At 59.4% G+C, this 23,234-nt stretch carries 22 protein-coding genes; 9 read left to right on the plus strand and 13 right to left on the minus strand.

The window, feature by feature from the left end; genetic code table 11:
- Positions 1-190: 190 nt before the first annotated feature.
- Positions 191-2,305 (minus strand): TonB-dependent siderophore receptor, encoded by a 2,115-nt coding sequence (locus DWB67_RS14235; protein WP_119808225.1) that lies wholly within the window; start codon positions 2,303-2,305, stop codon positions 191-193.
- A gap of 230 nt (positions 2,306-2,535) precedes the next feature.
- Here DWB67_RS14235 and DWB67_RS14240 point away from each other — a divergent pair, with 230 nt between their 5' ends.
- The 6 genes from DWB67_RS14240 (at position 2,536) to DWB67_RS14265 (ending at position 8,109) form a co-directional block, all read left to right on the plus strand.
- Complete coding sequence (locus tag DWB67_RS14240) at positions 2,536-3,531, plus strand: iron-siderophore ABC transporter substrate-binding protein (protein WP_119808227.1); 996 nt, start codon at positions 2,536-2,538, stop codon at positions 3,529-3,531.
- Positions 3,528-4,517, plus strand: coding sequence for an iron ABC transporter permease (locus DWB67_RS14245; RefSeq protein ID WP_119808229.1), 990 nt, complete (start codon positions 3,528-3,530; stop codon positions 4,515-4,517). The genes DWB67_RS14240 and DWB67_RS14245 overlap by 4 nt, the downstream gene beginning before the upstream one ends.
- Positions 4,518-4,519: 2 nt before the next feature.
- On the plus strand, positions 4,520-5,548 hold the full coding sequence (locus DWB67_RS14250) for an iron chelate uptake ABC transporter family permease subunit (protein WP_119808231.1): 1,029 nt from the start codon (positions 4,520-4,522) through the stop codon (positions 5,546-5,548).
- Positions 5,548-6,369, plus strand: coding sequence for an ABC transporter ATP-binding protein (locus tag DWB67_RS14255; protein ID WP_119808233.1), 822 nt, complete (start codon positions 5,548-5,550; stop codon positions 6,367-6,369). The genes DWB67_RS14250 and DWB67_RS14255 overlap by 1 nt, the downstream gene beginning before the upstream one ends.
- Positions 6,370-6,447: 78 nt before the next feature.
- Positions 6,448-7,122, plus strand: coding sequence for a GntR family transcriptional regulator (locus DWB67_RS14260; RefSeq protein ID WP_119808234.1), 675 nt, complete (start codon positions 6,448-6,450; stop codon positions 7,120-7,122).
- A gap of 72 nt (positions 7,123-7,194) precedes the next feature.
- Positions 7,195-8,109, plus strand: coding sequence for a sugar kinase (locus DWB67_RS14265; protein ID WP_119808236.1), 915 nt, complete (start codon positions 7,195-7,197; stop codon positions 8,107-8,109).
- Between the two features lie 34 nt (positions 8,110-8,143).
- Here DWB67_RS14265 and DWB67_RS14270 read toward each other — a convergent pair whose 3' ends face one another.
- From DWB67_RS14270 to uxaC, 5 genes are read right to left on the minus strand one after another with little or no spacing between them, the layout of a single operon-like run.
- The gene (locus tag DWB67_RS14270) at positions 8,144-9,619 is read right to left on the minus strand and encodes a UxaA family hydrolase (protein WP_119808238.1); all 1,476 of its coding nucleotides are present in this window, start codon (positions 9,617-9,619) and stop codon (positions 8,144-8,146) included.
- The gene (locus tag DWB67_RS14275; RefSeq protein WP_370453598.1) at positions 9,612-11,018 is read right to left on the minus strand and encodes a mannitol dehydrogenase family protein; all 1,407 of its coding nucleotides are present in this window, start codon (positions 11,016-11,018) and stop codon (positions 9,612-9,614) included. The genes DWB67_RS14270 and DWB67_RS14275 overlap by 8 nt, the downstream gene beginning before the upstream one ends.
- 1 nt (position 11,019) lies before the next feature.
- Positions 11,020-11,745, minus strand: a complete 726-nt coding sequence (gene kduD / locus DWB67_RS14280) for a 2-dehydro-3-deoxy-D-gluconate 5-dehydrogenase KduD (RefSeq protein WP_119808242.1) — start codon at positions 11,743-11,745, stop codon at positions 11,020-11,022.
- Positions 11,742-12,566, minus strand: coding sequence for a 5-dehydro-4-deoxy-D-glucuronate isomerase (gene kduI / locus DWB67_RS14285; RefSeq protein WP_119808244.1), 825 nt, complete (start codon positions 12,564-12,566; stop codon positions 11,742-11,744). The genes kduD and kduI overlap by 4 nt, the downstream gene beginning before the upstream one ends.
- A gap of 41 nt (positions 12,567-12,607) precedes the next feature.
- Complete coding sequence (uxaC, locus tag DWB67_RS14290; RefSeq protein WP_119808246.1) at positions 12,608-14,014, minus strand: glucuronate isomerase; 1,407 nt, start codon at positions 14,012-14,014, stop codon at positions 12,608-12,610.
- A gap of 83 nt (positions 14,015-14,097) precedes the next feature.
- Here uxaC and DWB67_RS14295 point away from each other — a divergent pair, with 83 nt between their 5' ends.
- The gene (locus tag DWB67_RS14295) at positions 14,098-14,793 is read left to right on the plus strand and encodes a GntR family transcriptional regulator (protein ID WP_255418686.1); all 696 of its coding nucleotides are present in this window, start codon (positions 14,098-14,100) and stop codon (positions 14,791-14,793) included.
- Here the strand turns inward: DWB67_RS14295 and DWB67_RS14300 are convergent.
- Both DWB67_RS14300 and DWB67_RS14305 read right to left on the minus strand, forming a co-directional pair.
- Complete coding sequence (locus tag DWB67_RS14300; RefSeq protein ID WP_119808248.1) at positions 14,790-15,767, minus strand: aldose epimerase family protein; 978 nt, start codon at positions 15,765-15,767, stop codon at positions 14,790-14,792. The two genes, DWB67_RS14295 and DWB67_RS14300, sit on opposite strands and share 4 nt — an antisense overlap.
- A 56-nt stretch (positions 15,768-15,823) precedes the next feature.
- Entirely contained in the window at positions 15,824-16,717 is an 894-nt protein-coding gene (locus DWB67_RS14305) for a LysR family transcriptional regulator (protein WP_119808250.1), read from the minus strand.
- Between the two features lie 101 nt (positions 16,718-16,818).
- On the opposite strand from DWB67_RS14305, the gene DWB67_RS14310 reads away from it, so the two are divergent.
- Positions 16,819-17,316, plus strand: coding sequence for a lactoylglutathione lyase family protein (locus DWB67_RS14310; RefSeq protein ID WP_119808252.1), 498 nt, complete (start codon positions 16,819-16,821; stop codon positions 17,314-17,316).
- 71 nt (positions 17,317-17,387) lie between these two features.
- Here the strand turns inward: DWB67_RS14310 and DWB67_RS14315 are convergent, their stop codons facing one another.
- The 5 genes from DWB67_RS14315 to DWB67_RS14335 form a co-directional block, all read right to left on the minus strand.
- The gene (locus DWB67_RS14315) at positions 17,388-18,311 is read right to left on the minus strand and encodes a YdiY family protein (protein WP_255418687.1); all 924 of its coding nucleotides are present in this window, start codon (positions 18,309-18,311) and stop codon (positions 17,388-17,390) included.
- Between the two features lie 539 nt (positions 18,312-18,850).
- Complete coding sequence (gene nusB / locus DWB67_RS14320; protein WP_119808256.1) at positions 18,851-19,342, minus strand: transcription antitermination factor NusB; 492 nt, start codon at positions 19,340-19,342, stop codon at positions 18,851-18,853.
- Complete coding sequence (locus tag DWB67_RS14325) at positions 19,339-19,884, minus strand: 6,7-dimethyl-8-ribityllumazine synthase (RefSeq protein ID WP_119808258.1); 546 nt, start codon at positions 19,882-19,884, stop codon at positions 19,339-19,341. Before DWB67_RS14325 ends, nusB begins: the two co-directional genes overlap by 4 nt.
- 3 nt (positions 19,885-19,887) lie before the next feature.
- On the minus strand, positions 19,888-21,006 hold the full coding sequence (ribB, locus tag DWB67_RS14330; RefSeq protein ID WP_119808259.1) for a 3,4-dihydroxy-2-butanone-4-phosphate synthase: 1,119 nt from the start codon (positions 21,004-21,006) through the stop codon (positions 19,888-19,890).
- 37 nt (positions 21,007-21,043) lie between these two features.
- On the minus strand, positions 21,044-21,637 hold the full coding sequence (locus tag DWB67_RS14335; RefSeq protein ID WP_119808261.1) for a riboflavin synthase: 594 nt from the start codon (positions 21,635-21,637) through the stop codon (positions 21,044-21,046).
- A gap of 264 nt (positions 21,638-21,901) precedes the next feature.
- Between DWB67_RS14335 and DWB67_RS14340 the strand changes: the two genes are divergently transcribed.
- The gene (locus tag DWB67_RS14340; protein ID WP_119808263.1) at positions 21,902-23,197 is read left to right on the plus strand and encodes a capsule biosynthesis protein; all 1,296 of its coding nucleotides are present in this window, start codon (positions 21,902-21,904) and stop codon (positions 23,195-23,197) included.
- Positions 23,198-23,234 lie beyond the last annotated feature (37 nt).

Genomic DNA, 23,234 nt, shown 5'->3' on the forward strand with positions numbered 1-23,234 from the left:
ACCTTCGCCTTGAACTCCGCAGAATAGCGCTTTCGTTTCGTCATCTCAGGTCAGTCCTTCGTCAATCGCTAAAGCTTAGCAACTGGTCCGAATTCCTGCGACCACCTCTTTAGCAACTGATCCGAAATTTCGCGACCGCTTCTGGGTTTGATCGGGCAGCCTTTTAACAACTGCCCGATCACATTCAGTATTACCAGCTGTGGCTTAGCGTGGCCGTAAACTCGCGGCCTTCGTTATAGAAGTCGGAGCCGAAGCCGCCATAGGCGACGTATTTTTCGTCCAGCAGGTTGGTGACATTCAGCGCCAGCTTGGTCTGGTCGTTGATCTGATAGGAATAGGAGGCGTCGACCAGCGTATGGGCGCCCGTCGATTCCGTATTGGCATCGTCATAATAGTAGGACCCGATATAACGCAGACCCAGACCAACGGTCTGATCGCCACGGTTGCCCTCGCCCTCAAACAGGTAGTGCACCCATAGCGATGCAAGATGTTCGGGCACAAAGGACAGATTATTGCCCTCGGTGCTGTCATCGTCATCCTCGATGATCTTGCTGTCCATATAGGAATAGGCGGCGGTCAGGCTGACGTTCGGCGTCAATTCGGCCTTGGCTTCCAGATCCAGTCCGCGAACGCGGACTTCACCGATGGTCGATTCAACATAGGTGACCGGATCGGTCTGGGTGATGTTGTTCTTGGTCAGGTCATAGATGGCGGCGCTGAAGGTCGCACGCGATGCAAGTGGTGCGTATTTCACGCCCAGCTCGTATTGTTCGCCACGTTCAGGCTCCAACCCGACGCTGGCGGGCACCACCGATTGGGCATAGCTGCCATAGACCGAAAGCTCGTTCGTGGCTTTATAGGTCAGGCCTGCGCGCGCGGTGGTTTCGCTGATATCGGCGCGGCTGGTCGTCCCGTACAGATTGTCTACAACCTTCGTGTCCAGCCAGTCATGGCGCACACCAGCCGAGGCGACATATTTGCCCGCAAAGGTCAGTTCCTGTTCAGCATAGATGGCATGGCCGCGCTGTTCGGTCAGCGTATCCGAATAGGTGGCGACGCTGTCGGGCGCACCGGTATAGACGGGGTTTGTCCAGTCGATGCTGGTGGCGCTGTCAAAGCCAAGAACCTCGTCCGCGGTCGATTTGCTGTATTCGACACCGACAACCGAACGGCTGTCGATTTTGTCGAAATAGCCGTCATATTGCAGATGCGCGTCGCCGATGACGCTTTGACCCGAACTGTCCTGCGTAAAGGCCGAACGCCCCGCAATCGTGCCGGTCGTCGGCGTCGAGGACACATAGACGTAGCCGAAGGTCTGTTCGATATCGCTATAGCGCAGGCTGCTGTTCAGGCTTAGACCGCCGCCGAAATCATGATCCAGCATCACCGTGGTCGAGGTGCGGTCGGTGGTCAGATAATTGAAATCCGGTTCGCCAAAATATTCGCTGCGGTCGAAATCCCCACCTTCGGGGAAGCCGCCGCTGCCGGGGGTCGAGTCGATGTCAAGAACATCGACCACCACGCTGACACTGGTCGCGTCCGAGGGACGCCATGTCAGGCCGCCCATAAAGAATTTTTCGTCGTCGCGGGATTCGTCGTATTCCAGTTCGCCTTTGCTGACCTTGGCGGTGACGCGATAGGACAGCGTGTCATCTTTGGTCAGATTGTCGCCGAAATCGACGCCGACCTCGGCGCGATCAAACGAACCGGCGGTGACATAGCTTTCAGCAAAACGTTCGGATTTCGGCAGCTTGGTGCGGTAATTGACCGAACCGCCCGGATCGGACACGCCATAAGCAGTGGAATTGGCACCTTTCAGCACCTCGACCTGATCGAATGCATAGGTTTCTTCGCGGACGCCGCCGAAGGGCGTACCAAGCGACAGGCCGTCACGATAGGCATAGGCGTCAAAGCCGCGGATCATGTAATAATCATAACGGTTGTCCGCGCCGTATTGGTCGGTGAACACAGCCGCACTGTATTGCAGAACCTCTTCGACACTGGAGGCACCGCGTTCCTGGATTTCCGCCTCGGTGATCACGGAAACCGAAGCCGAGCTGTCAAGGAACGGCGTTTCCAGCCTGCCTGCACCGCCGGATTGCAGGGTGACAAACGAACCGTCAGCCGTGCCGTCGCCATCGCCTTGCAGGACAATGGTGTCCAGCACGATGACGTCATCATTGGTCGCCTGCGCCCTTGCGCCGGTCGCGCCGACCGTCACAATCGCACTGCATCCCAACAGCGCTGCGATCAGCGCCCTTCCCCGTACCCCTGCACGGTGTCCGTTATGTGTCATGATCGACATATCCCAATTCCGCAAATTGTGTTTTTTCTCTGGCTACCGGTTCGGGATTGGCAATAAACAGACCCGCCGGTTCGCTGCGGGGACGCTTCTACGCCGCAGGGCAGCAATCGTCTTGCCAATTCCGATGTTTTTTGTCAGAAACTGCACAACTGTCGCCAAAATGCGACGCCTGCGGTTTCGGTTCTGAAAATCGCTGTATTTAGATGTGATTTATCAGCGAGGTATCGCGAATGTCCACCAAAGCCGGTTTCTGTATGACATCGCTGGCCACCAGCGCGATGCTTGTCCTTACCCTGCCCGCCCGGGCACAGGATGCGGATTTCCCTGTTACCATCACCCATGCGCTTGGCACCACGACCATTCCTGTCAAACCCGAACGCGTGGCCACCGTGGCCTGGGCCAACCACGAAGTGCCGCTGGCGCTTGGTGTCATTCCCGTGGGCTTTCCGGGTGCCAGTTTCGGCGATGATGACGATGACCGGATATTGCCTTGGGTCACTGCGCGCATCGCCGAACTGGGCGCAACGCCGCCACCGCTGTTCGATGAAGGCGAAGGTATCGACTTCGAGGCCGTCGCAGCCTCGGCCCCTGATGTCATTCTGGCGGCCTATTCGGGGCTAAGCCAGTCCGATTACGACACGCTGTCGCTGATCGCCCCCGTCGTCGCCTACCCCGAGGCGGAATGGACGACAGGATGGCGCGACATGATCCGCTTTGACAGTGCAGGCATGGGGATGGCCGCCGAAGGCGATGCCCTGATTGCCCAGGCCGAGGATTTGATCGCCAAGGCAGTGGCCGAACACCCGCAAATTAAGGGCAAGACTGCCATGTTCGTAACCCATCTGGACCCGACAGACCTGAGCGTTGTGAACTTCTATACCGCCAATGACTCCCGCGTGCGGTTCTTCGAGGATCTTGGATTAACCTCCCCTGAAAGTGTTCTGCAGGCATCCCGGGCGGGGCAATTTTCGGGCTCGGTCAGTGCCGAGCGTATCGATATGTTCGATGACGTCGATATCATCGTGACCTATGGCGGGCAGAACCTGCTGGATCTGATGCGCTCCGATCCGCTGCTGTCGCGCATGCCTGCGGTGGCCAATGATGCGGTTGTTATGCTGGGCGATGGTCCGCAAGCTGCCGCCGCCAATCCGACGCCCTTGGCCATCCCCTATGTCCTGCCCGGTTACGTCGCACAACTGGCGGAAGCGGCGCAAAACGCAGAATGACAAGCCGTATGGTCTGGCTGGGCGCCATGCTTTTGGTGCTGGTGGTGCTTTGTGCCCTGTCGGTGGCCATCGGGACGCGTGATGTCGCATTGGCCGATATGATGGCCGCATTGCAGGGTCAAACCGACAACATCAGTCAGGCAGCCATCGCAGCGCGCATCCCGCGCACGGCGTTGGCGGTGCTGGCAGGGGGCGCGCTGGGGCTGGCAGGCGCAATCATGCAAGGCGTGACACGCAACCCGCTGGCTGATCCGGGCATTCTGGGCGTCAATATGGGGGCATCGCTGGCGGTGGTGATCGGCATCGCATGGTTCGGTATGTCCACCTTGGGCGCCTATGTCTGGACGGCAATTCTGGGTGCAGGCGTCGCGGCAGTGCTGGTCTATGCCGTCGGATCGCTTGGTCGGGGCGGTGCAACGCCATTGAAGCTGGCGCTGGCGGGGGCAGCAACATCTGTTGCCCTGTCATCCATGATCATTGCCATTGTCCTGCCCCGCAACGATATCGCTGGCGGTATCCGGTCGTGGCAAATCGGCGGCGTCGGCGGGGCGACATTTGCGGGGATTTCGCAGGTATTGCCCTTTCTGGTCATCGGATTTGTGCTGGCCATCCCGACAGCGCGCCGGCTGAACATGCTGGCCCTTGGCGATGATCTGGCACGCGGACTGGGCGAAAACACCGCCGTAGCCCGCGCGATGGCGGCGCTTTCGGCCATTTTGCTGTGCGGCGCAACGACAGCTATCTGCGGGCCAATCGGTTTTGTCGGCCTTGTCGTGCCACATCTTTGCCGGCTGTTGACGGGGGTGGACCACCGCTGGCTGCTGCCCTTGTCGGCGCTAAGCGGGGCATGTCTGCTGCTGATGGCCGATACGCTAGGACGCATCCTTGTCCGGCCCGCCGAATTGCAGGTAGGCATCGTCACCGCCCTGATCGGCGCACCCTTCTTTATCTGGATCGTTAGACGCCAGCGCATTCGGAGCCTGTGACCATGGACAGCACCATCGCCAAGCTGCGCCTGTCGCAGCAACGCCGCCAGATGCAATACCGGACCATCATCACGGCCCTTCTGGCCAGCCTGACAGTGGTCTTTGCCCTCAGCCTGATGCTGGGACAGTCGTTTACCCCGCCAATGGATGTCCTGCACGTCCTACTGGGCCATGAGGTGCCGGACGCATCCTTTACCGTCGGTCATCTGCGGCTGCCGCGCGCGGTGCTGGCGGTTCTTGCGGGCTTCAGCTTCGGGCTGGGCGGAGCGGCGTTTCAGATCATGCTACGCAACCCGCTGGCAAGCCCGGATATCATCGGCATCAATGCAGGTGCCAGCGCAGCGGCGGTCTTTGCCATTGTCGTGCTGTCCATGAACGGCCCCATGGTCGCGATCAGCGCGATTGTCGCCGGACTTGCGATTGCCGCGCTGATTTTCGGCCTGTCTTTCAGCAACGGCATCGCGGGGGCACGGCTGATCCTTGTCGGCATCGGTGTTTCATCCATGCTGGACAGCGCAATCGCCTATTTTCTGGCGCAGGCACCGGCGTGGGATCTGCAACAGGCCATGCGCTGGCTGACCGGCAGCCTGAATGGCGCAACGATGCAGCAAGCGACATGGCTGGCCATGGCGCTGGTTGTGTTCGGCGGCATCCTGATGACCCGCCTGCGCGATCTGGATATGTTGCGTTTGGGCGACGACACCGCCGCAGCGCTTGGCACCGATGTGGCGCGCACAAGACTGGTCGTGACCATGTCCGCTGTCGGGATCATCGCGGTGGCAACGGCTGTGACCGGCCCCATCGCTTTTGTGGCTTTTTTATCCGGCCCCATCGCGGCGCGCATTGTCGGCGCGCGCGGATCGGTGCTGATCCCCGCCGCGCTGGTTGGCGCGCTGCTGGTTCTGGCAGGCGATTACGCGGGTCAGTTCCTGCTGCCCGGCCGATACCCCGTTGGCGTTGTCACGGGCGCCATCGGCGCACCATATCTGATTTTCCTGATCATCCGCGCCAATAAGAACGGAGCGACCTGATGCCCCACCATACCCTTGCCGCCCACGACCTCTCGGCCGGTTATGGCGACCGCCTGATCATTAAGGGACTGGATCTGGCCATCCCACAAGGCCAGATTACGGCCATCGTTGGGGCAAATGCGTGCGGGAAATCGACCCTGCTGCGAACCATGTCACGCCTGCTGAAACCCGAGGCGGGACACGTCCTGCTGGACGGCAAATCCATTCACGCCATGCCGCCACGTTATCTGGCGCAAACCTTGGGCCTGTTGCCGCAAACACCGATCGCCCCCGAAGGCATCACAGTGGCCGATCTGGTGGGGCGCGGCCGTCATCCCCATCACGGCTTGATGTCGCGATGGACCAAGGCCGATGATCGCGCTGTGGCTTTGGCGCTGGAAACCACGGGCACGCAGGATCTGGCCGACCGCGCGGTGGACGAACTGTCGGGTGGTCAGCGCCAGCGTGTCTGGATCGCAATGGCGCTGGCACAGGAAACCGATCTACTACTGCTGGATGAACCCACGACCTATCTGGACATCTGCCACCAGATCGAGGTTCTGGACCTGCTGGTCGACCTGAACCGCGCCCGCGGCACCACAATTGTAATGGTTCTGCACGACCTGAACCTTGCCGCACGCTATGCCGATCAACTGGTCGCCATGTGCAAAGGCGCGATCCACGCCTTTGGCAGCCCCGATCAGGTGTTGACCCAAAGCATGGTTCGAACAGTCTTCGGGCTTGAATGTGTCGTGATGCCCGACACCGTGTCCGGACGACCCCTGATGTTGCCACTGGGCCGCCATGGGCTGTGCGACCGGACTGCGGCGAAATCTGCCTGACAGGTCTATCGGCAACAGCCTCTCAACCAGACTTTACTTGTATGGAAGTATACCATATAGTCGCGGCAGGAGAGTTCGATGCCGCATACAACGATGTTATCACGCCCCGCATCCACAGCCCAGCAGGTCCACGACTGGCTGTACCAGCGTATTATCCGCGGTGAATTACCGCCTGGCACGCGTATTTCCGAAACCGAAATCGGCGACCGCATCGGCCTGTCGCGCCAACCCGTCCGGGAAGCGTTTATCCGTCTGGCAGGCGAAGGTCTGGCCGAAATCCGGCCCCAGCGCGGAACCTATATCGGCAAAATCTCGGTCATGTCGGTCCTGTCAGCGCGCCTGATCCGCGAGGCTGTCGAGAGCGATCTGTGCCGTATGGTCGCCGGATTGCGCCCCGATCTGTCCCAGATGGAGGCCGAGCTGGTTATCCAGCAACAGGCCGATCAGGATAAGGACGTGGCCGAATTCATCGCCTCGGACGACCGTTTTCACCATGCGATCGCAACTGCTGCGGGACAACCGGCGGTCTGGCAGGATCTGGAACGGCTGAAATCCCAGATGAACCGCCTGCGTCATATGTCGATGCGGGTTTTCGACCGCAGCCAGACCATCGCCCAGCATCGCGCCATTCTTGAGGCTTTGCAGGCCGGAAATGCCGATGCCGCCGATGCGGGCATCAGGTTGCACCTGCGTCAGATGCTGACCGAACTGCCTGAAATGGCCGCAGCCCAGCCCGATTACTTTACCGAATAAGACGCTCCGCCCCATTTGCGGCCAACCCGCAATAGGGGCGGCCTTCTTTCTTGCACAAGGACACCGACCGATATGGCCCGTATCATTTCCATCGGAGAGGCGATGGTCGAACTTTCCGCCACTGAACAGCCCGATCTGTGGCGTCTTGGCGTGGCGGGCGACACCCTGAACACCGCATGGTATTTGCGCCGCCTGATGTCGCGCAACTGGCAGATCGACTATCTGACCCGCGTAGGAACGGGCGAGTTTTCCCAGAAAATGGTCGACTTCCTGACAGCCGAAGGGATCGGCACAGACCACATCCTGCGCGACCCCGAACGTGAAATCGGCCTTTATGCAATCAGCCTGAAAGACGGCGAACGCAGCTTTTCCTATTGGCGCAGTGCCTCGGCGGCGCGCAAGCTGGCCGATGATGCGGGTGCGCTGGATGCGGCTTTGCAAGATTGCAAACTGGCCTATCTGTCCGGCATCACGCTGGCCATTCTGTCACCCGAAGCCCGCGAGACCCTGATGGCCGCGCTGGATACTGCCCGCGCCGCTGGCACCACCGTGGTCTTCGACCCGAACCTGCGTCCGCGTTTATGGGATGATCAGGCCACCATGTGCCGCGTGATCGAGGAAGCCGCAGCCCACGCCGACCTGATGATGCCCAGTTACGATGACGAGGCTGTGCATTTCGGCGATACCGACGCGCAGGCCACCATCGCCCGCTATCTGAAGGCCGGTGCTGGTCATGTCGTTGTGAAAAACGGCGGTGGTCCGATGGCCTTTGACGGTGCGCTTGGCAAGGGCGACCTGCCTGACCTGCGGCCCGAAACGCCGGTCGATACGACTTCGGCGGGGGACAGCTTCAATGCAGGCTATCTGGCCGCTTGGCTGATGGGGGCTGATTGTCACGCTGCCATTATGGCCGGTCATGCCCTCAGCCGTCAGGTGATCATGCATCGCGGTGCCTTGGTTCCTGCTGCAATCCACGCCTTGGATTGATCTGTAAGGGTAAAGGGGCCCCTGCCCCTTTACCCTAGATCACCGCACCGATCTGCCACGGCAGGAATTCATTATCGCCAAGGCCCAAAGCCTCACTTTTACTGTGTTGACCTGATGCCACGGCCAGTATCATGTCTACGATCTGCCCTGCTTTTTCCGTCAGCGAGACGCCCGTCAGGACATCGCCACAGTTCAGATCCATATCGTCCCGCATTGCCGAAAAAAGTGCATCATTCGTGGCCAGTTTGATAGTTGGCGCAGGTTTGGAGCCGAATGCGGAACCGCGCCCTGTTGTAAAGACAATCAGCTGCGCGCCCCCCGCGATCTGGCCCGTCACCGAAACCGGATCATATCCGGGGGTATCCATAAAATTCAGCCCTGCGGCGGTGATCGTCTGGCCATATTCCAGCACGGCGTTCAGTGGGGTACCGCCTGCCTTCGCCACCGCCCCCAGCGATTTTTCCAGAATGGTCGTTAGCCCGCCCGCCTTGTTTCCCGGACTTGGATTGTTATCCAGCGACGCGCCATTGCGGGCCGCATAATCCTGCCACCAATCCAGTCTTTCCAGAAGCTTACCGGCAATATCGGGGGATGCGGCGCGGTCCAGCAACAAACGCTCGGCCCCGAAAATTTCAGGCGTTTCCGACAGGACGACCGATGCACCTTGGGCGGCCAGCATATCGCAAGCCACACCAAGCGCGGGGTTTGCCGTTATACCCGAAAACCCGTCCGAGCCACCGCATTGCAATCCGATCCTCAGATGGGCCACGCCGGCAGTTGCGCGACGTTCGGCATCAACTTGCGGCAACAATTGACGTACTCGGCCCTTGATGGCGTTAATGGTGCGACGGGTGCCGCCGTTTTCCTGAATGCTCAGCCCGTGGAACCGCGCTGCCTGACCCAGATCGCGCTTCATGCGGGAAATCTGCATCACCTCGCACCCCAGACCGACAAAAAGGGCGGCCCCGACATTGGGATGACCTGCATGGCCTGTCAGAACCCGCTGCAATGCATCCCAACCAGGACCGTGGTCCGCCATACCGCAACCGGACCCATGTGCGAATGCGACAACCCCATCCACGTTAGGGTAATCTGCTAACGCACCTTCGATACGCAATTCTTCAGCCGCGCGGCGGATAACTGTGGCCGAACAATTCACGGTCGAAACCAGCGCGATGAAATTACGCGTGCCGACCCGACCATCCGCCCTGTGATAGCCGTAGAATGTCATTTCAGGTGCTTCGTACCGCGCCAGCACGGCCTTAGCCGCGGCCAGCCCCGATCCTGACCGGTAATTGCGATCATGTTTGCCAAAAGCGCAGTTATGGCTGTGGACATGATCGCCCGCAGTGATATCAGCGGTCGCATAGCCGATAATCTGGCCGTATTTCAGGATCGCCTGCCCGAACGCAATATCCGCGCGGGCAATTTTATGTCCTGCCGGTGCAATCCCTTTTTTCGTCAGGATCGCAACGTTATCCGCAGGGTCCAGAACCAGCGGATCAGACATGTTCCACGGCTGCCGCCGCGCCCTGATCCATCAGTCCGGTAAGCGCCTTGGCCAGATCGTTGGCAAAACCTGCGTCCTGACGCAAAGCTGCCGGAAACACCTGCTGCAGCGCCAAAAAGCCCGCGACTGTTTCGGCCGGATCATCGCGCCATAAATCGGCCAGAGTGTCGGCCAATGGATCCTTCACCTCGATCATTTGTCCCGCCAGATCACGCCCCGAAACATAGCGCATCCACGCAGCCACAGCCAACGTCAGGCCGGACATCGCACGGCCCGCTGCTTGCCCTTCGGCGATGGTGCCAAGGATACGCTGCGGCAGTTTCTGGCTGCCGTCCATGGCAATCTGCCATGTGCGGTGCTGGATGGAAGGGTTGGCATAACGGTCGTGCAACGCATCGGCATAGGCAACCAGATCGACCCCTTCGGGCGGGGTCAGGGCTGGAATAATCTCGGACCGCCACAGATCTTTGACGAAAGCCGGAAATACAGGATCGGCCATGGTGGCGGCAATGGTGTCGTGTCCCGCCAGATACCCCAGATAGGCCAGCGTCGAATGGGTGCCATTCAGCATCCGCAGCTTCATATGTTCGAAGGGGGTCACATTCTGGACCAGTTGCACGCCAACTGCGCCCAGATCGGGGCGGTCGCCGTTGACAAAGTCATCCTCGACCACCCATTGGCGGAAGGGTTCATGCATCACAGGGGCTTCGTCGCGCACACCCGTCAGTTCGGCCACGCGGTCGATGTCCTGCGCGCTGGTCGCAGGCACGATGCGGTCCACCATGGTCGAGGGGAAGCGCACTTCCGACTTGATCCATGCGGCCAGATCGAGATCGATCAGTTCCGCCAGTTCCAGCACAACGCCGCGTAGCACGCGACCGTTTTCCGGCAGGTTATCACAGCACAGCACCGTAAAGGGCGCGGTGCCTGCTGCACGGCGGGCGGCCAGGGCGCGGACAATAAATCCGGGGGCAGATTGCGGCAGAAGGTTGGTCAGGTCATGGTCAATATCAGGGTGGTTCCGGTTCAGCCGACCGGTCGAAGGTTCGTGGCAATAGCCCTTTTCCGTCACTGTCAGGCTGACGATACGGATGGCAGGATCGGCCATCGCATCCAGCACCGCCTGCGGGTCTTCCGGTGCCACCAGCACATCACGCAGCACGGTGACCACCTGCGGGCGTTCGCCTGTCGGGGCCAGTTCCACCGCCGTATAGGCCCAGCCTTGCGGGCGCAGTTTGTCACGCGTTCCGGGTGATTTCAACGACACGCCGATCACGCCCCAATCCCCGCCCGAAGCTGCCATCGCCTCGGCCACGTAGATCGCGCCATGGGCGCGGAAAAAGGCACCAAGGCCAAGGTGCACGATGCCCGCGAGGGCATCGGACGGGGTGCGGTGCAGCTTATCTTGCAAGCCAGCCTCCATCGACGTTCAGGACAGTACCATTGATATAATCGGATGCGGGGGCTGCCAGAAATACCGCCGTCTGGCCAATATCATCCGCCTTGCCCCAGCGCCCTGCGGGGATACGCTCAAGGATGGCGCGGGACCGGTCGGGGTCGGCGCGCAATGCCTCGGTGTTGTTGGTTTCGATGTAACCCGGCGCGATAGCGTTGACGTTCAGCCCCTTGGCCGCCCATTCATTCGCCATCAGCTTGGTCAAGCCCGCTACGCCATGTTTGCTGGCGGTATAGGACGGCACACGGATACCACCCTGAAACGACAGCAGGCTGGCGATATTCACGATCTTGCCCGCGCCGCGCGGCAAGGCCGCACGTGCAAACGCCTGACAGGTGAAGAACAGCGCCTTGGCATTGACGTCCATGACATCATCCCAATCGGCCTCGGAAAAATCGACGGCATCATCGCGCCGGATAATGCCCGCGTTGTTCACAAGGATGTCGATGCGTTCACCGGCGAAAACATCGCGCGCGGCCATCGGATCGGCGAAATCCAGACGCATCTGGCGACCCGATCCCATCAGGGCCAAAGTCTCATCGCAATCCCGGCGACCACTGGCAATCACATCGGCACCGGCCTGCGCCATGGCAACGGCAATCGCCTGACCGATACCGGTATTCGCGCCGGTCACCAGCGCGGTGCGGCCTTCAAGGGAAAAGGGGTTCAACGCATATCCTCCGGCTGGACGAAATCCATATCGGTATAGTCGACGTTGTCGCCCGCCATTGCCCAGATGAAGGTGTAGCTGCCGATACCGGCCCCCGAATGGATCGACCACGGCGGCGACAGGACACCCTGTTCGTTGGCCACAAACAGATGGCGTGTTTCTTGCGGTTCCCCCATCAGATGCAGCACGCGCGATTCAGGGGCCATGCCGTGATACAGATAGGCCTCCATCCGGCGGTCATGGACATGGCTGGGAATGGTGTTCCAGACGGACCCTTCTTCCAGCGTCGTATAGCCCAGAACCAGCTGGCAGCTTTCCATGACCAGCGGGTGGATGAACTGGCGGATGGTGCGCTTATTGCTGGTTTCAGCCGCGCCCATCTGAACCTCGTTCGCCTGATCGACCGTGACCAGACGGCAAGGCAACGCGCGATGCGCCGGCGCCGAGGTGATATAGAACCGCCCCTGCCCCGCAAAACTGACCGGACCCGAGCCCATGCCCAGATAAAGCACATCGCCCTGTTTCATGTCCCACGACTGGTCGCCTGCCTTGACCGTGCCGTCACCGCCAATATTGACGATGCCCATTTCGCGGCGCTCCAGAAAATCGGCGGTCTTGGTTTCCGCGATCTTGTCCAGCACCAGCGTCTGGCCCGCAGGCACAGCGGCGCCCATGACGAAACGGTCATAATGGGTATAAACCAGATTGATCTGGCCGTCCTGAAACATCCCTTCGGCCAGAAAATTCCGGCGCAGGGTATCGGTATCCATCGCCTTGGCGTGGTCGGGATGGATGGCGTGGCGGGTCTCGACTTGGGTCATGGGTTCCTCCTCCGGAAAACGTCAGGTCGCTGGCGGGTGCGTCAAAGTTTATATGCGCGCTTGGCCAGCCCATAGGTCAGGTCATGGGCGACCTCGGCGGCCTCATCGCCGGCCAGACGGCCGGTGGCCACAAGGGTCGCCAGATAGGAACAATCGACCCGCCGCGCTACGTCATGGCGTGCGGGGATCGAACAGAAGGCCCGCGTGTCATCGTTGAACCCGACGGTGTTGTAAAAGCCCGCCGTTTCGGTGGTCGTTTCGCGGAAACGGCGCATGCCTTCGGCGCTGTCGTTGAACCACCATGCCGGACCAAGGCGCAGACAGGGCCAGACACCCGCCAAGGGGGCCAGTTCGCGGGCGTAGGCGGTTTCATCCAGCGTAAAGACGATCACCGTCAGATCGGGGTTCATCCCCACCGCATTCAGCAAGGGGCGCAGGGCGGTGACGTAATCGGTGCGGCCCGGAATATCGAAGCCCTTGTCGCGCCCGTAAACCGACATCACCTGATCGGAGTGGTTGCGGCGCGATCCGGGGTGGATCTGCATGACCAAACCGTCCTCAAGGCTCATTCTTGCCATTTCGGTCAGCATATGACCGCGGAAGGCGTCTGCCTCTTCGGCGGTGCAGGTGCCGGACAGGGCCTTGGCAAACAGGGCTGCGGCATCGGCTTGCGGCAGATCCTCGGTGCGGGCGCTGGCATGGCCATGATCGCTGGATGTGGCACCATGTTCGATAAAGAACGCCCGCCGTGCCCGATGTGCGTCCAGATAGCCACCCCATGTCGTGGTGTCGAAACCGGTCTGCTGCCCCATCAGGGCGACATTACCTGCAAAACCCTCGACCTCGGGATCGATGACGCCATCGGGGCGATAGGCGGTCAGCACCCGCCCCTGCCAGCCGCTGTCGCGGATCATCGCATGCCAACGCAGATCATCGGTGGCCGCTTCGGTGGTGGCAATCGCCTCGATATTGAAACGCTCGAACAGGGCGCGCGGGCGGAATTCGGGTTTGGCCAGACATTCGGCGATATGGTCGTAATACCAATCCGCCGTATCCGCCGACAGCCTGCGATCAATACCGAAGACATGCTGGAAACTGTGATCCAGCCACAGCCGCGACGGCGTGCCGCGCAGCAGGTGGTAATGGGATGCAAACAGGTTCCAGATCTTGCGGCCATCGGTTTCGGTCATCCCGCCATCGGCGCGCGGAACCCCCAGATCGGACAGCGGCACGCCCTGCGAACACAGCATCCGGAAGACGTAATGGTCGGGCGTCACAAACAGCTGTGCAGGGTCGGGAAACGGCTGGTTTTCCGCAAACCAGCGCGGGTCTGTATGCCCGTGCGGACTAAGGATCGGCAGCGACTTGACCTGATCATACAGATCGCGCGCCATATCGCGCAGATGCGGTTCGACGGGGAATAACCTGTCTTCGACCAGAAGCGCCACGTAATACTCCTTCAGGCTTGCTTGCCATTTTGTCGGCCAACTAATATGCTAGTTTACAACAAGCGTCAACCAAAGGCAGCAGCGTGTTACCCCAACAGCCAAACGACCTGCCGATACTGGACGACGCACGCGTCAAATCGGTGACCGACCAAATCTTTGACGTGCTTTATGAACGCGTTGTGAACCTGACATTACCCCCCGGCGAAAAACTGTCCGAGGCCGAGGTCGCAGCCCGCATGGGCGCGTCGCGCCAACCGGTGCGGGATGCCTTTTACCGGTTGTCACAGCTGGGTTTTATCCAGATCAGACCACAGCGGGCGACCACCGTCAGCCCCATCTCGACCGAGGCGGTGTTACAGGCCTATTTTATCCGCAGCGCGCTTGAGGAACAGACGATGCGCGTTGCGGCAACCACCCTGACACCGGACAACATCGCGGCCTTGGACGCCCTGATCGACAAACAGGAAGCGGCGATCAAATCAAGCAGCTATGCCGAATTCCACGCATTGGACGACCAGTTCCACCGCCAGATCTGTATAGACGCGGGGCTGGAATTTGTCTGGACGCTGGTCAAGGACAACAAGGGCCATATGGACCGCGCCCGTTACCTTAGCCTGTCTTTTGGCGCGACCAGCGCCTTTACGGAACATCGCGCCATCATGGACGCCCTGCGCGCCCGCGACCCTGAAGCTGCGGCGCAGGCACTTCGCGGGCATCTGGGTCATATCCGCCAGATCCTTGACCGCCTTGTCATCGACCGCCCCGAGGCGTTCGCCTAAGCAGTCTGCGAAAACCGATAGGCCATATGGTGGTGATAGGTGTCGTCGCGGCGCAGGATAACATCGGGAAAATCAGGCCGACCGACGGCACCGGGCCATGCCTGCGTTTCCAGCGCCAGCCCCGCACGCGGCCCATAGATGCGACCCCCTAGCCCGCGCAAACCGGAAAAATGTGCGCCATTGTAAACCTGCAATCCTACGGCATCGGTTTCGACCACCATTGACAACCCGTTTTCGCCATGTAAACGGGCGACCTGCCGGATGGTTTTCGCGTCCTGCAGACAGAAATTGTGATCCACCGCCAGATCCCCCAAAATGCGGGACTGGCGAAAATCGAAAGCCGTTTCCGACACCGTTGCAGGATGGCCAAGCGGGATCAGATCATCGTCTACAGGCAGATAGCGCGCCGCATTGACCTTTAACCGGTGGCGGCTGATATCGCCCTGCCCGTCCAGATCGAAATAGCCGTGATGGACAATATTACAGGGCGTCGCCCGATCCGTCGTGGCGCTGATATCAATAACCAAGCCGTCATCCTGCAACGCAATCCGTGCGCTTATGCTGATCTCTCCGGGAAAGCCCATATGACCGTCAGGCAATGTCAGGCCAAGGGTTACATGGTCAGTCTGACAATCCTGAACCTGCCAGATGTGCACAGCCGTTCCGTCATGCCCGCCATGCAATGTATGACGACCACGAAAATTGGCATCCAGATCGTGGCGTTGCCCATCCATACAAATACTTGCGCCAGCGATGCGATTGGCGCAGCGTCCCACCAGCGCGCCGATATACATTCCCTCATCCAGATAATTGCTGATGTCGGGGCAGCCCAGCACCAAAGGGTGATCGACACCCGTCATACGCAGATCCTGCACAATCGCGCCAAGTGTCAGCACACGGGCCGTCATCCGGCCATTGGCCAGATCGATGGCTTGGACATCCCGCCCGTCAGGTAACCGCATTGTCGTCATCATGCCCCCATCTTCGCACCTGCAGGTTGCCCCATAGCATGACGATGTAAAAGAGGCCGTTATTCTTGATCCAGCCGCTGCGCGACCTGCCGGATAATATCGGCCACCCCCCGCATCCGCGCGGCCATAGGCCGGTCCTTGCGCCATACCAGCCACAGCTGGTGATGACGCTGTCGGGCCAGTTTGGCGATACGCAGGCGGGCACGATCCGGATGCGCCTCGATCCCGCTGCGGGGCAGCAGGGTATAGCCGATCTGACGGGCCACAGGTGATGGTATCTGCCCGATCTGATTGACAAAAGCCCTGATATGCAAACCGTCAGAACCGATAAATTCATCCGGAAAATTCAGGGCAAACAGATCGTCGGCATAGGCGAAACCGTCTGGATGGGCGATGAACCCCGCCTTTTGCAGGTCGTCGAAAGATACCGTTTCAGGCCATGTATCGGGGACGACCAGACATAATTCCTCTTGCCCCAGATGTTCTGACGTCAGGCGCGGATGCGCGGGGTCGTGGCGCAGGATGCCCAGATCGAACTGCCCCTGTTTCAGCCCCTCAAGGACGGTAGCCTGCGGTGCAGCCTCCAGATGGATCAACAGCGATGGGGCGTGTTGCATCAAGGGCAGCAGCAGCGGCGATAACGGCAAGGCAAAACTGCCCGAGCAGGCAATCCGCACCTCGCCCCGATCCGGATCATCCACTTGCAGCGACTGGCGAAGCTGGCGTTCCTGTTCGCGGCGTTCATATCCCAGTTTCAATACAGCCTCGCCTTGGGCTGTCAGGGTAAACGACTTGCCCTGCTGGATAATCAGCGGGTGACCGATTTGCGCCTCTAGCTTGCGCAGATGTTGCGATACGCCGGGCTGGGTCATGCCCATCTGCTGCGCGGCACGGGTAAAATGGCCAACATCACAGAGGGTAATAAATGTTTCCAACCACCCTGCGTTCAACACAAATAATAACCTTTAATTATCAAAAATATTGCGGATGATAATTTCACAACAGGTGGGTGAATGTCTAGCTTGGTGTCAGTCAAGATTGAAAAGGACACAACATGACACCGACTCCACGCAGCTTTTCCCATATCGGACTTTCAGTTCCGGATCTGGAAGCGGCCGTCAAATTCTATTCTGAAGTGATGGGTTTTTATACCATCATGGGTCCGACCGAAGTGACGGAAGATGACAGCGACATCGGCCAGATGTGCACCGATGTGTTCGGCCCTGGCTGGAACAGCCTGCGTATCGCGCATCTGGCATCGGCTGATCGCATCGGGTTCGAGCTGTTCGAATTCGACGGCAATCAGGCACCAGAGAATAATCTGGACTTCCGCCGCCACGGCACTTTCCATTTTGCCATTCAGGACCCCGATCTGGAAGGCCTGCTGACCCGTATCGTCGAAGCCGGTGGCAAACAACGCATGCCCGTGCGTGAATATTTCCCCGACGAAAAGCCCTATCGCATGGTCTATGTCGAAGACCCCTTTGGCATCGTCTTCGAAATCTACAGCCACAGCTATGAACTGACCTATTCCGCCGGCGCCTATTCCTGATCCGCGCATAAGCAAAGGGCGGCCCTTTCGGACCGCCCTTCCAGAGAGACTCAGATACCCGAGGGTTGGGATCAGAAGCCGTAGACCACTGCCAGACCGAGCGAGTTGTCGGTGCGGATGGTGCGGTTTTCCTGGTATTCCGTGGTGTAGCTTGCACGGGTTGCCAGCTGCTCGGACAGGCGGAAGTTCACACCGAATTCGTTGGTGATCACGTCGTCAGCATCGCTCGAACCCAGATAGTCGGTGTCGTTCGTGATGAAGACGTTTTCGTTGAAGCGGTGGTACAGACGCGAGGACGCGATGTAACCGACTTCGGTGTCCGACGAGTCGGAAACGGTGTTGCCGTTTTCGTCAAAGCCAGCGTACTGGGCACCGGTCTGCGAGTAACGCACACCAACGCCAGCCTGAACGCGCCAGGTGGTTTCGGGGGTGTTCAGGATGCGGTAACCAGGACCAAAGCCCAAGAATGCATCGCGGCGCAGGTCGCTGAATTCAGCGTTGAAATCTTCGTCAGTCTGCGCGCTGCTGTCACGCACGCCGTCGACCAGACCGTTCTGGCTGATACGACCCAAAGCGAATGCATACAGGCTGTCGTTGAAGTAGTACTGCGCGTCATAGATCGCGTTGACATCTTCTTGGTCTTTGTCGCCGTTGTCGTTTTCGCCGAACTCAACCGACAGACCAACGCTTTGTGCGAACTGGCCCTGATTGTAGTTGACGCGGCCAGCAACAGCCAGATCTTGGGTATCGCTGTTACCAGTCGCACCCGAATAGCTCAGCGACATCGTACCGAACAGACCCTGACGACGGTCAGCAGGACCGAAACGGTCAGCGTCGACTGCGCGGTCAAAGCTATCGCTTACGTTATCTTCGATGTCGGTGATGCCGTCATCAATTGCCGAAACGCCGGATGCATCAGCACCGGTGGCGATTTGGGTCTGCGCGAATGCCGGAGCCGACAATGCGGTCAGGATAGCGGCGGTGCCGGTCAGCAACGTAACTTTTTTCATTTCATGTCCTCATGACCTAAGTGTAAGCGATCCGTCCCTGTTAAGGTCCGAAGCATCTCTGCTGGGATATCAAGTAACCAACTCCCCCCCTGGTTCACAGACCCGGAAATGTTTCCCGTCAGTCTCGGAAAAGTGAGAAATTGAGACCTCGACGTTTATCGGCAATAAATCGCCGAATAATCGCTGAAATATAAGGTGATGCAACCAAAGCGTGACTTATGCAAACCCCTGATGCGTTGAAGATTAACAAGGGTTAGGCAGTTAAATAGACTTACCTTACGTTACATTCGGATTGAAACATCTGTGTTACTGCCCGCAAAGTAAGCAGTATTAAAACCACTGTAGCCGATCACAATTGTTGCACAGATGACACGGACCCTACGTGATTTAACAGATATGTCACGACTTCAGCCAGTCACCATAGAATGCATTTCTGACATATTGGTCAATAAAAACGAGCATATTTTCACGAAAAAAGCCCGGACCATTCGGTCCGGGCTTTTTCTGATGCGGATTTCTATTGATTAGGATCCGAAGGAATCAGGCTGCAATTCGCGGGCCATGTGATCCAGAACCGCGTTTACAAACTTGGCTTCCTTACCTTCGGCAAAGAATGCCTGTGTAAGACGCACATATTCGGTAATGACGACTTTGAAAGGTGCGCGGTTCAGCACCAGCTCGGCACCGGCCGCGCGGAAGACTGCGCGCAGCACCGGATCGATCCGGTCAATTGGCCATTTGGCAACCAGACCGCGATCTGTTGCTTGGTCGATGCGCGACTGCCACATTACGGTGTGATCCACGATCCGTTCGAACAACTCCTCATCGGCTTCGGCGGTCGGGCCATCGCGGTCTTCGAAATCGATACGGTATTTGCGGAATTCATGCATCACGCGATCGGATGGCTGGCCTGCGGCCTCCATCTGGAACAGCGCCTGCACGGCATAAAGGCGTGCGGCACTGCTTAGCGTCCGGCGGTCGGGGCGTTTGGCGCCCTCGTGTTCGATATCGCTCATGCTTTGCCTTGCCCTTCCAACTCGCCCGCCAGGCGGATCACATCATGCGGGACGGCGGCGTCTTTGCGCGCGCCTGCCCATTTACGGGACAGCGCGATCAGATGCAGCGCCGCTGCGGCCGCGCCGCCCCCTTTGTTCTGTCCGTCCGGATCGGCACGAACCTGTGCCTGTTCGGGGTTTTCCACCGTCAGAATGCCATTCCCCACACAGACGCCCTGCAACCCCAGCAAGGTCAGCCCACGGGAACTGTCATTACAAACGGTATCGTAATGCGTCGTTTCCCCGCGAATGACACAGCCAAGCGCGACGAAGCCGTCGAAATGACCGCTGCGATGCGCCATGCCGACCGCAGTCGGAATTTCCAGCGCGCCAGGAACCTCGATCACGTCCAGCGTGGCACCGGCCTGCGCGGCAATCGCATGTGCGCCCGCCAGCATCCCGTCTGTGATGTCCTTATAATAGGGCGACACAACCGCCAGAAGGCGGACGGGCTTGTCAAAATGCGGCAGTGCCAATTCGTGGTGTTGCGTGTTCGAGGCCATTGCTTAATCCTTGGGGATAGGGCGGGTGGAATGGATGGAAAGGCCGTAGGCGTCAAGCCCAACCACCTTAACAGGTGCCGAATTGGTCAAAAGGATCAGCTGCGACAGCCCAAGTGCAGACAATATCTGCGCGCCAAGGCCGTATTGGCGCAGGGTATGGGGGCCAGCCTCGGTTGCATCGACGATTGCATGGGTCAGATCGCGGATCAGAACGACCGCGCCACGCCCCTCATCCGCAATGGCTTTCATTGCGGCAGATAATCCACCCGAACTTTCGCGCCCCACCCCAAGAACATCATGCAGCGGGTCCAGCGCATGCATCCGCACCAGCACCGGTTCGTCGCCCGTCACATCGCCCTTGGTCAGCACGATGTGTTCGGTGCCTTGGGTTTGATCTGCAAAAATCCGCATCATCCAGTCGCCGCCGAACGCCGAGGTCACGGCCCGTTGGCTGCGTTCCACAATCAGGTTGTCGTGGCGGCGGCGATAACGGATCAGGTCACTGATTGTGCCGATCTTCAGCCCGTGGCGTCTGGCAAAATCGACCAGATCGGGCAGACGCGCCATGCTGCCGTCATCATTCATAATCTCGCAGATGACGCCTGAAGGGTTCAGGCCTGCCAGACGCGAAATATCGACCGCCGCCTCGGTGTGACCCGCACGGACCAGCACACCGCCATCACGTGCGCGCAAAGGAAAGACATGGCCCGGGGTGGCAATGTCTGCCGCGGCCTTGGACGGGTCGATGGCAACGCTGACCGTGCGGGCGCGGTCATGGGCGCTGATGCCGGTGGTGACGCCTTCGCGTGCTTCAATCGAAGCCGTGAAAGCGGTTTCGTGACGGCTGGAGTTTTTGGGGCTCATCAATGTCAGACCCAAAGCGTCGATCCGTTCCGCGGTCAGGGACAAACAGATCAACCCGCGCCCGTGGGTGGCCATGAAGTTGATCGCATCGGGTGTCGCCATCTGCGCGGGGATGACCAGATCGCCCTCGTTCTCGCGTTCCTCATGGTCGACCAGAATGAACATGCGGCCATTGCGGGCCTCTTCAATGATCTCTTCTGTGGGGGCGATCACTGCCGACAGAGTGCTCTCTACCGGGCCGGGTTGTTCGAATTGCATCTGGCTGTCCTTTGATGACCCTGTTGTCGGGCTTGTGTTATCCGGCTTCGGCAAGACGCGCGACATAGCGGGCCAGCGTGTCGATTTCCAGATTCACGGCATCCCCTTCGGCGGCATGCCCCCAAGTGGTGACCTGCTGGGTGTGCGGGATCAGGTTGATGCCGAAACGGTTGCCGTTCACCTCGTTCACGGTCAGCGACGTGCCATTCAGCGCGACCGAGCCTTTGGGCGCCACGAAACGCGCCAGTTCGGGCGGTGCCTCGAATGTCAGGCGCAGGCTGTCGCCGTCATCCACCGCCGATACGATACGCGCCACGCCATCGACATGGCCGCTGACGATATGCCCGCCCAGTTCGTCACCGACACGCAGCGCGCGTTCAAGGTTCAGACGCTTGCCGACCTGCCAGCCATTGCTGCCGATATTGGTCTTAGACAAGGTCTCGGCCGAGATATCGACGTCATACCAGTCGTCGCCCTTGGCCACGACGGTCAGGCAGACCCCGTCCGACGCAATCGACGCACCCATTTCGACCCCCGCCATGTCATAGCTGCAGCCGATCCGCGCGCGCATGTCGCCGCGCATTTCGACCGTGCGGACGACACCGATATCCGTGATGATCCCCGTAAACATTGCCAATCCCTTTTCGTCTTTGAATTTGACCTAGGCCATCCCCCCTGCCCGATCAAGGACCAAGCAGGTGATGCGATACGGTTACCATTTGCATGATCCGCACAAAATCGCTGGATCGAAGGGCCGGTTCGTGGCATGCCCTATCGTAACGTGTCGGTGAAGATGCGCATATTTTGTAAGTTGCCTATGTATGATTTCGCACCAACCAGTCAGACGCACCCGCGACGGCCTGCAGAAGCCGGACTGGTGAAAGGCCGGACTGTCATGACAACAATGGAACCCGAACCCCGTGTTTTCCTGATGCTGCAGGGTCCACATGGTCCGTTCTTCGACCGCCTTGGCAGGCTGTTACGTTCTGCCGGGGCCGAGGTCTGGCGTTGCGGCTTCAATGCGGGCGATGAATTCTTCTGGAAAGACAAGGCACGCTTTATCCGCCACGAGGGTAATCTGACAGATTGGCCGGACCATCTGGCAGAGGTGATCCGGCAAAAAGGCGTGACCGATATTGTCCTTTACGGCGATGTTCGCGCCATCCACGACAATGCCAGATCCCAAGCCGTAAAATCAGGCATCCGTTTCCACGTGTTCGAAGAAGGCTATCTGCGCCCCTACTGGATCACCTATGAACGGCATGGATCCAACGGCAATTCGGCCCTTCTGGGGATATCACTGGACCAGATGCGCGCCGTTCTTCAGGACCAGATCAACGAGGTCAGGCGCCCCCCCGCCCATTGGGGCGATATGCGACAGCATAAGTTCTATGGTGCCTTCTATCATTTCCTGATTCTTGTCGCCAACAAACGCTATCGCGCCTATCACGGGCATCGTGCCATTTCGGTCGTTCAGGAATTCCGTCTGAACCTGCGGCGCTTTATCCTGACACCCGCCTATAATGTCCGGCGCACCCTGCAGTGGCGCAAGCTGCGCCTGTCGGGCTGGCCCTATACGCTGGTGCCGATGCAGCTGGAACATGATTCCAATTTTCTGGGTCATTCGCCGTTTACCAAAAATGCACAATTCATCCAGCAAGTTGTCGCTGCATTCGCAAGATCCGCCCCGCGCCATCACCATCTGGTTTTCAAGGCGCATCCGCTGGAAGACGGGCGGGCCGGCAATCGCACCGCAATCCATGCGGCTGCCGAAGCGGCGGGTATTCTGGATCGGGTGCATTACATCCGCGGGGGCAAGCTGGCTGAAATCCTGTCCCATGCCCGTGCGGTTGTGACAGTCAATTCGACCGCCGCGCAGCAGGCGCTGTGGCGCGGCATTCCGGTCAAGACCCTTGGCCGTGCCGTTTATGAAAAACCCGGCCTTGTGTCCGAACAGACACTGGACGACTTCCTGCAGGCACCCGATGCACCTGATCCGCAGGCCTATCGCATCTTTCGCGATTACCTTCTGCAAACCAGTCAGGTGCCGGGCGGTTTTTACGCCAGCAGGTCGCGTGCACACGCGCTGCGGCAGGTGGCGGACATGCTGCTGTCGCCCGAAGACCCCTATGAGGCTTTGGCTATGGGGCGGATTCTGCCCCGGCAACAGCTTGCCGACCGTGACGGCTAGTGCCCTAATGGTAAGATTTTGTGGCTTGCCGACCCCG

Source organism: Paracoccus sp. JM45 (assembly GCF_003590715.1).
Classification (GTDB): Bacteria; Pseudomonadota; Alphaproteobacteria; order Rhodobacterales; family Rhodobacteraceae; genus Paracoccus.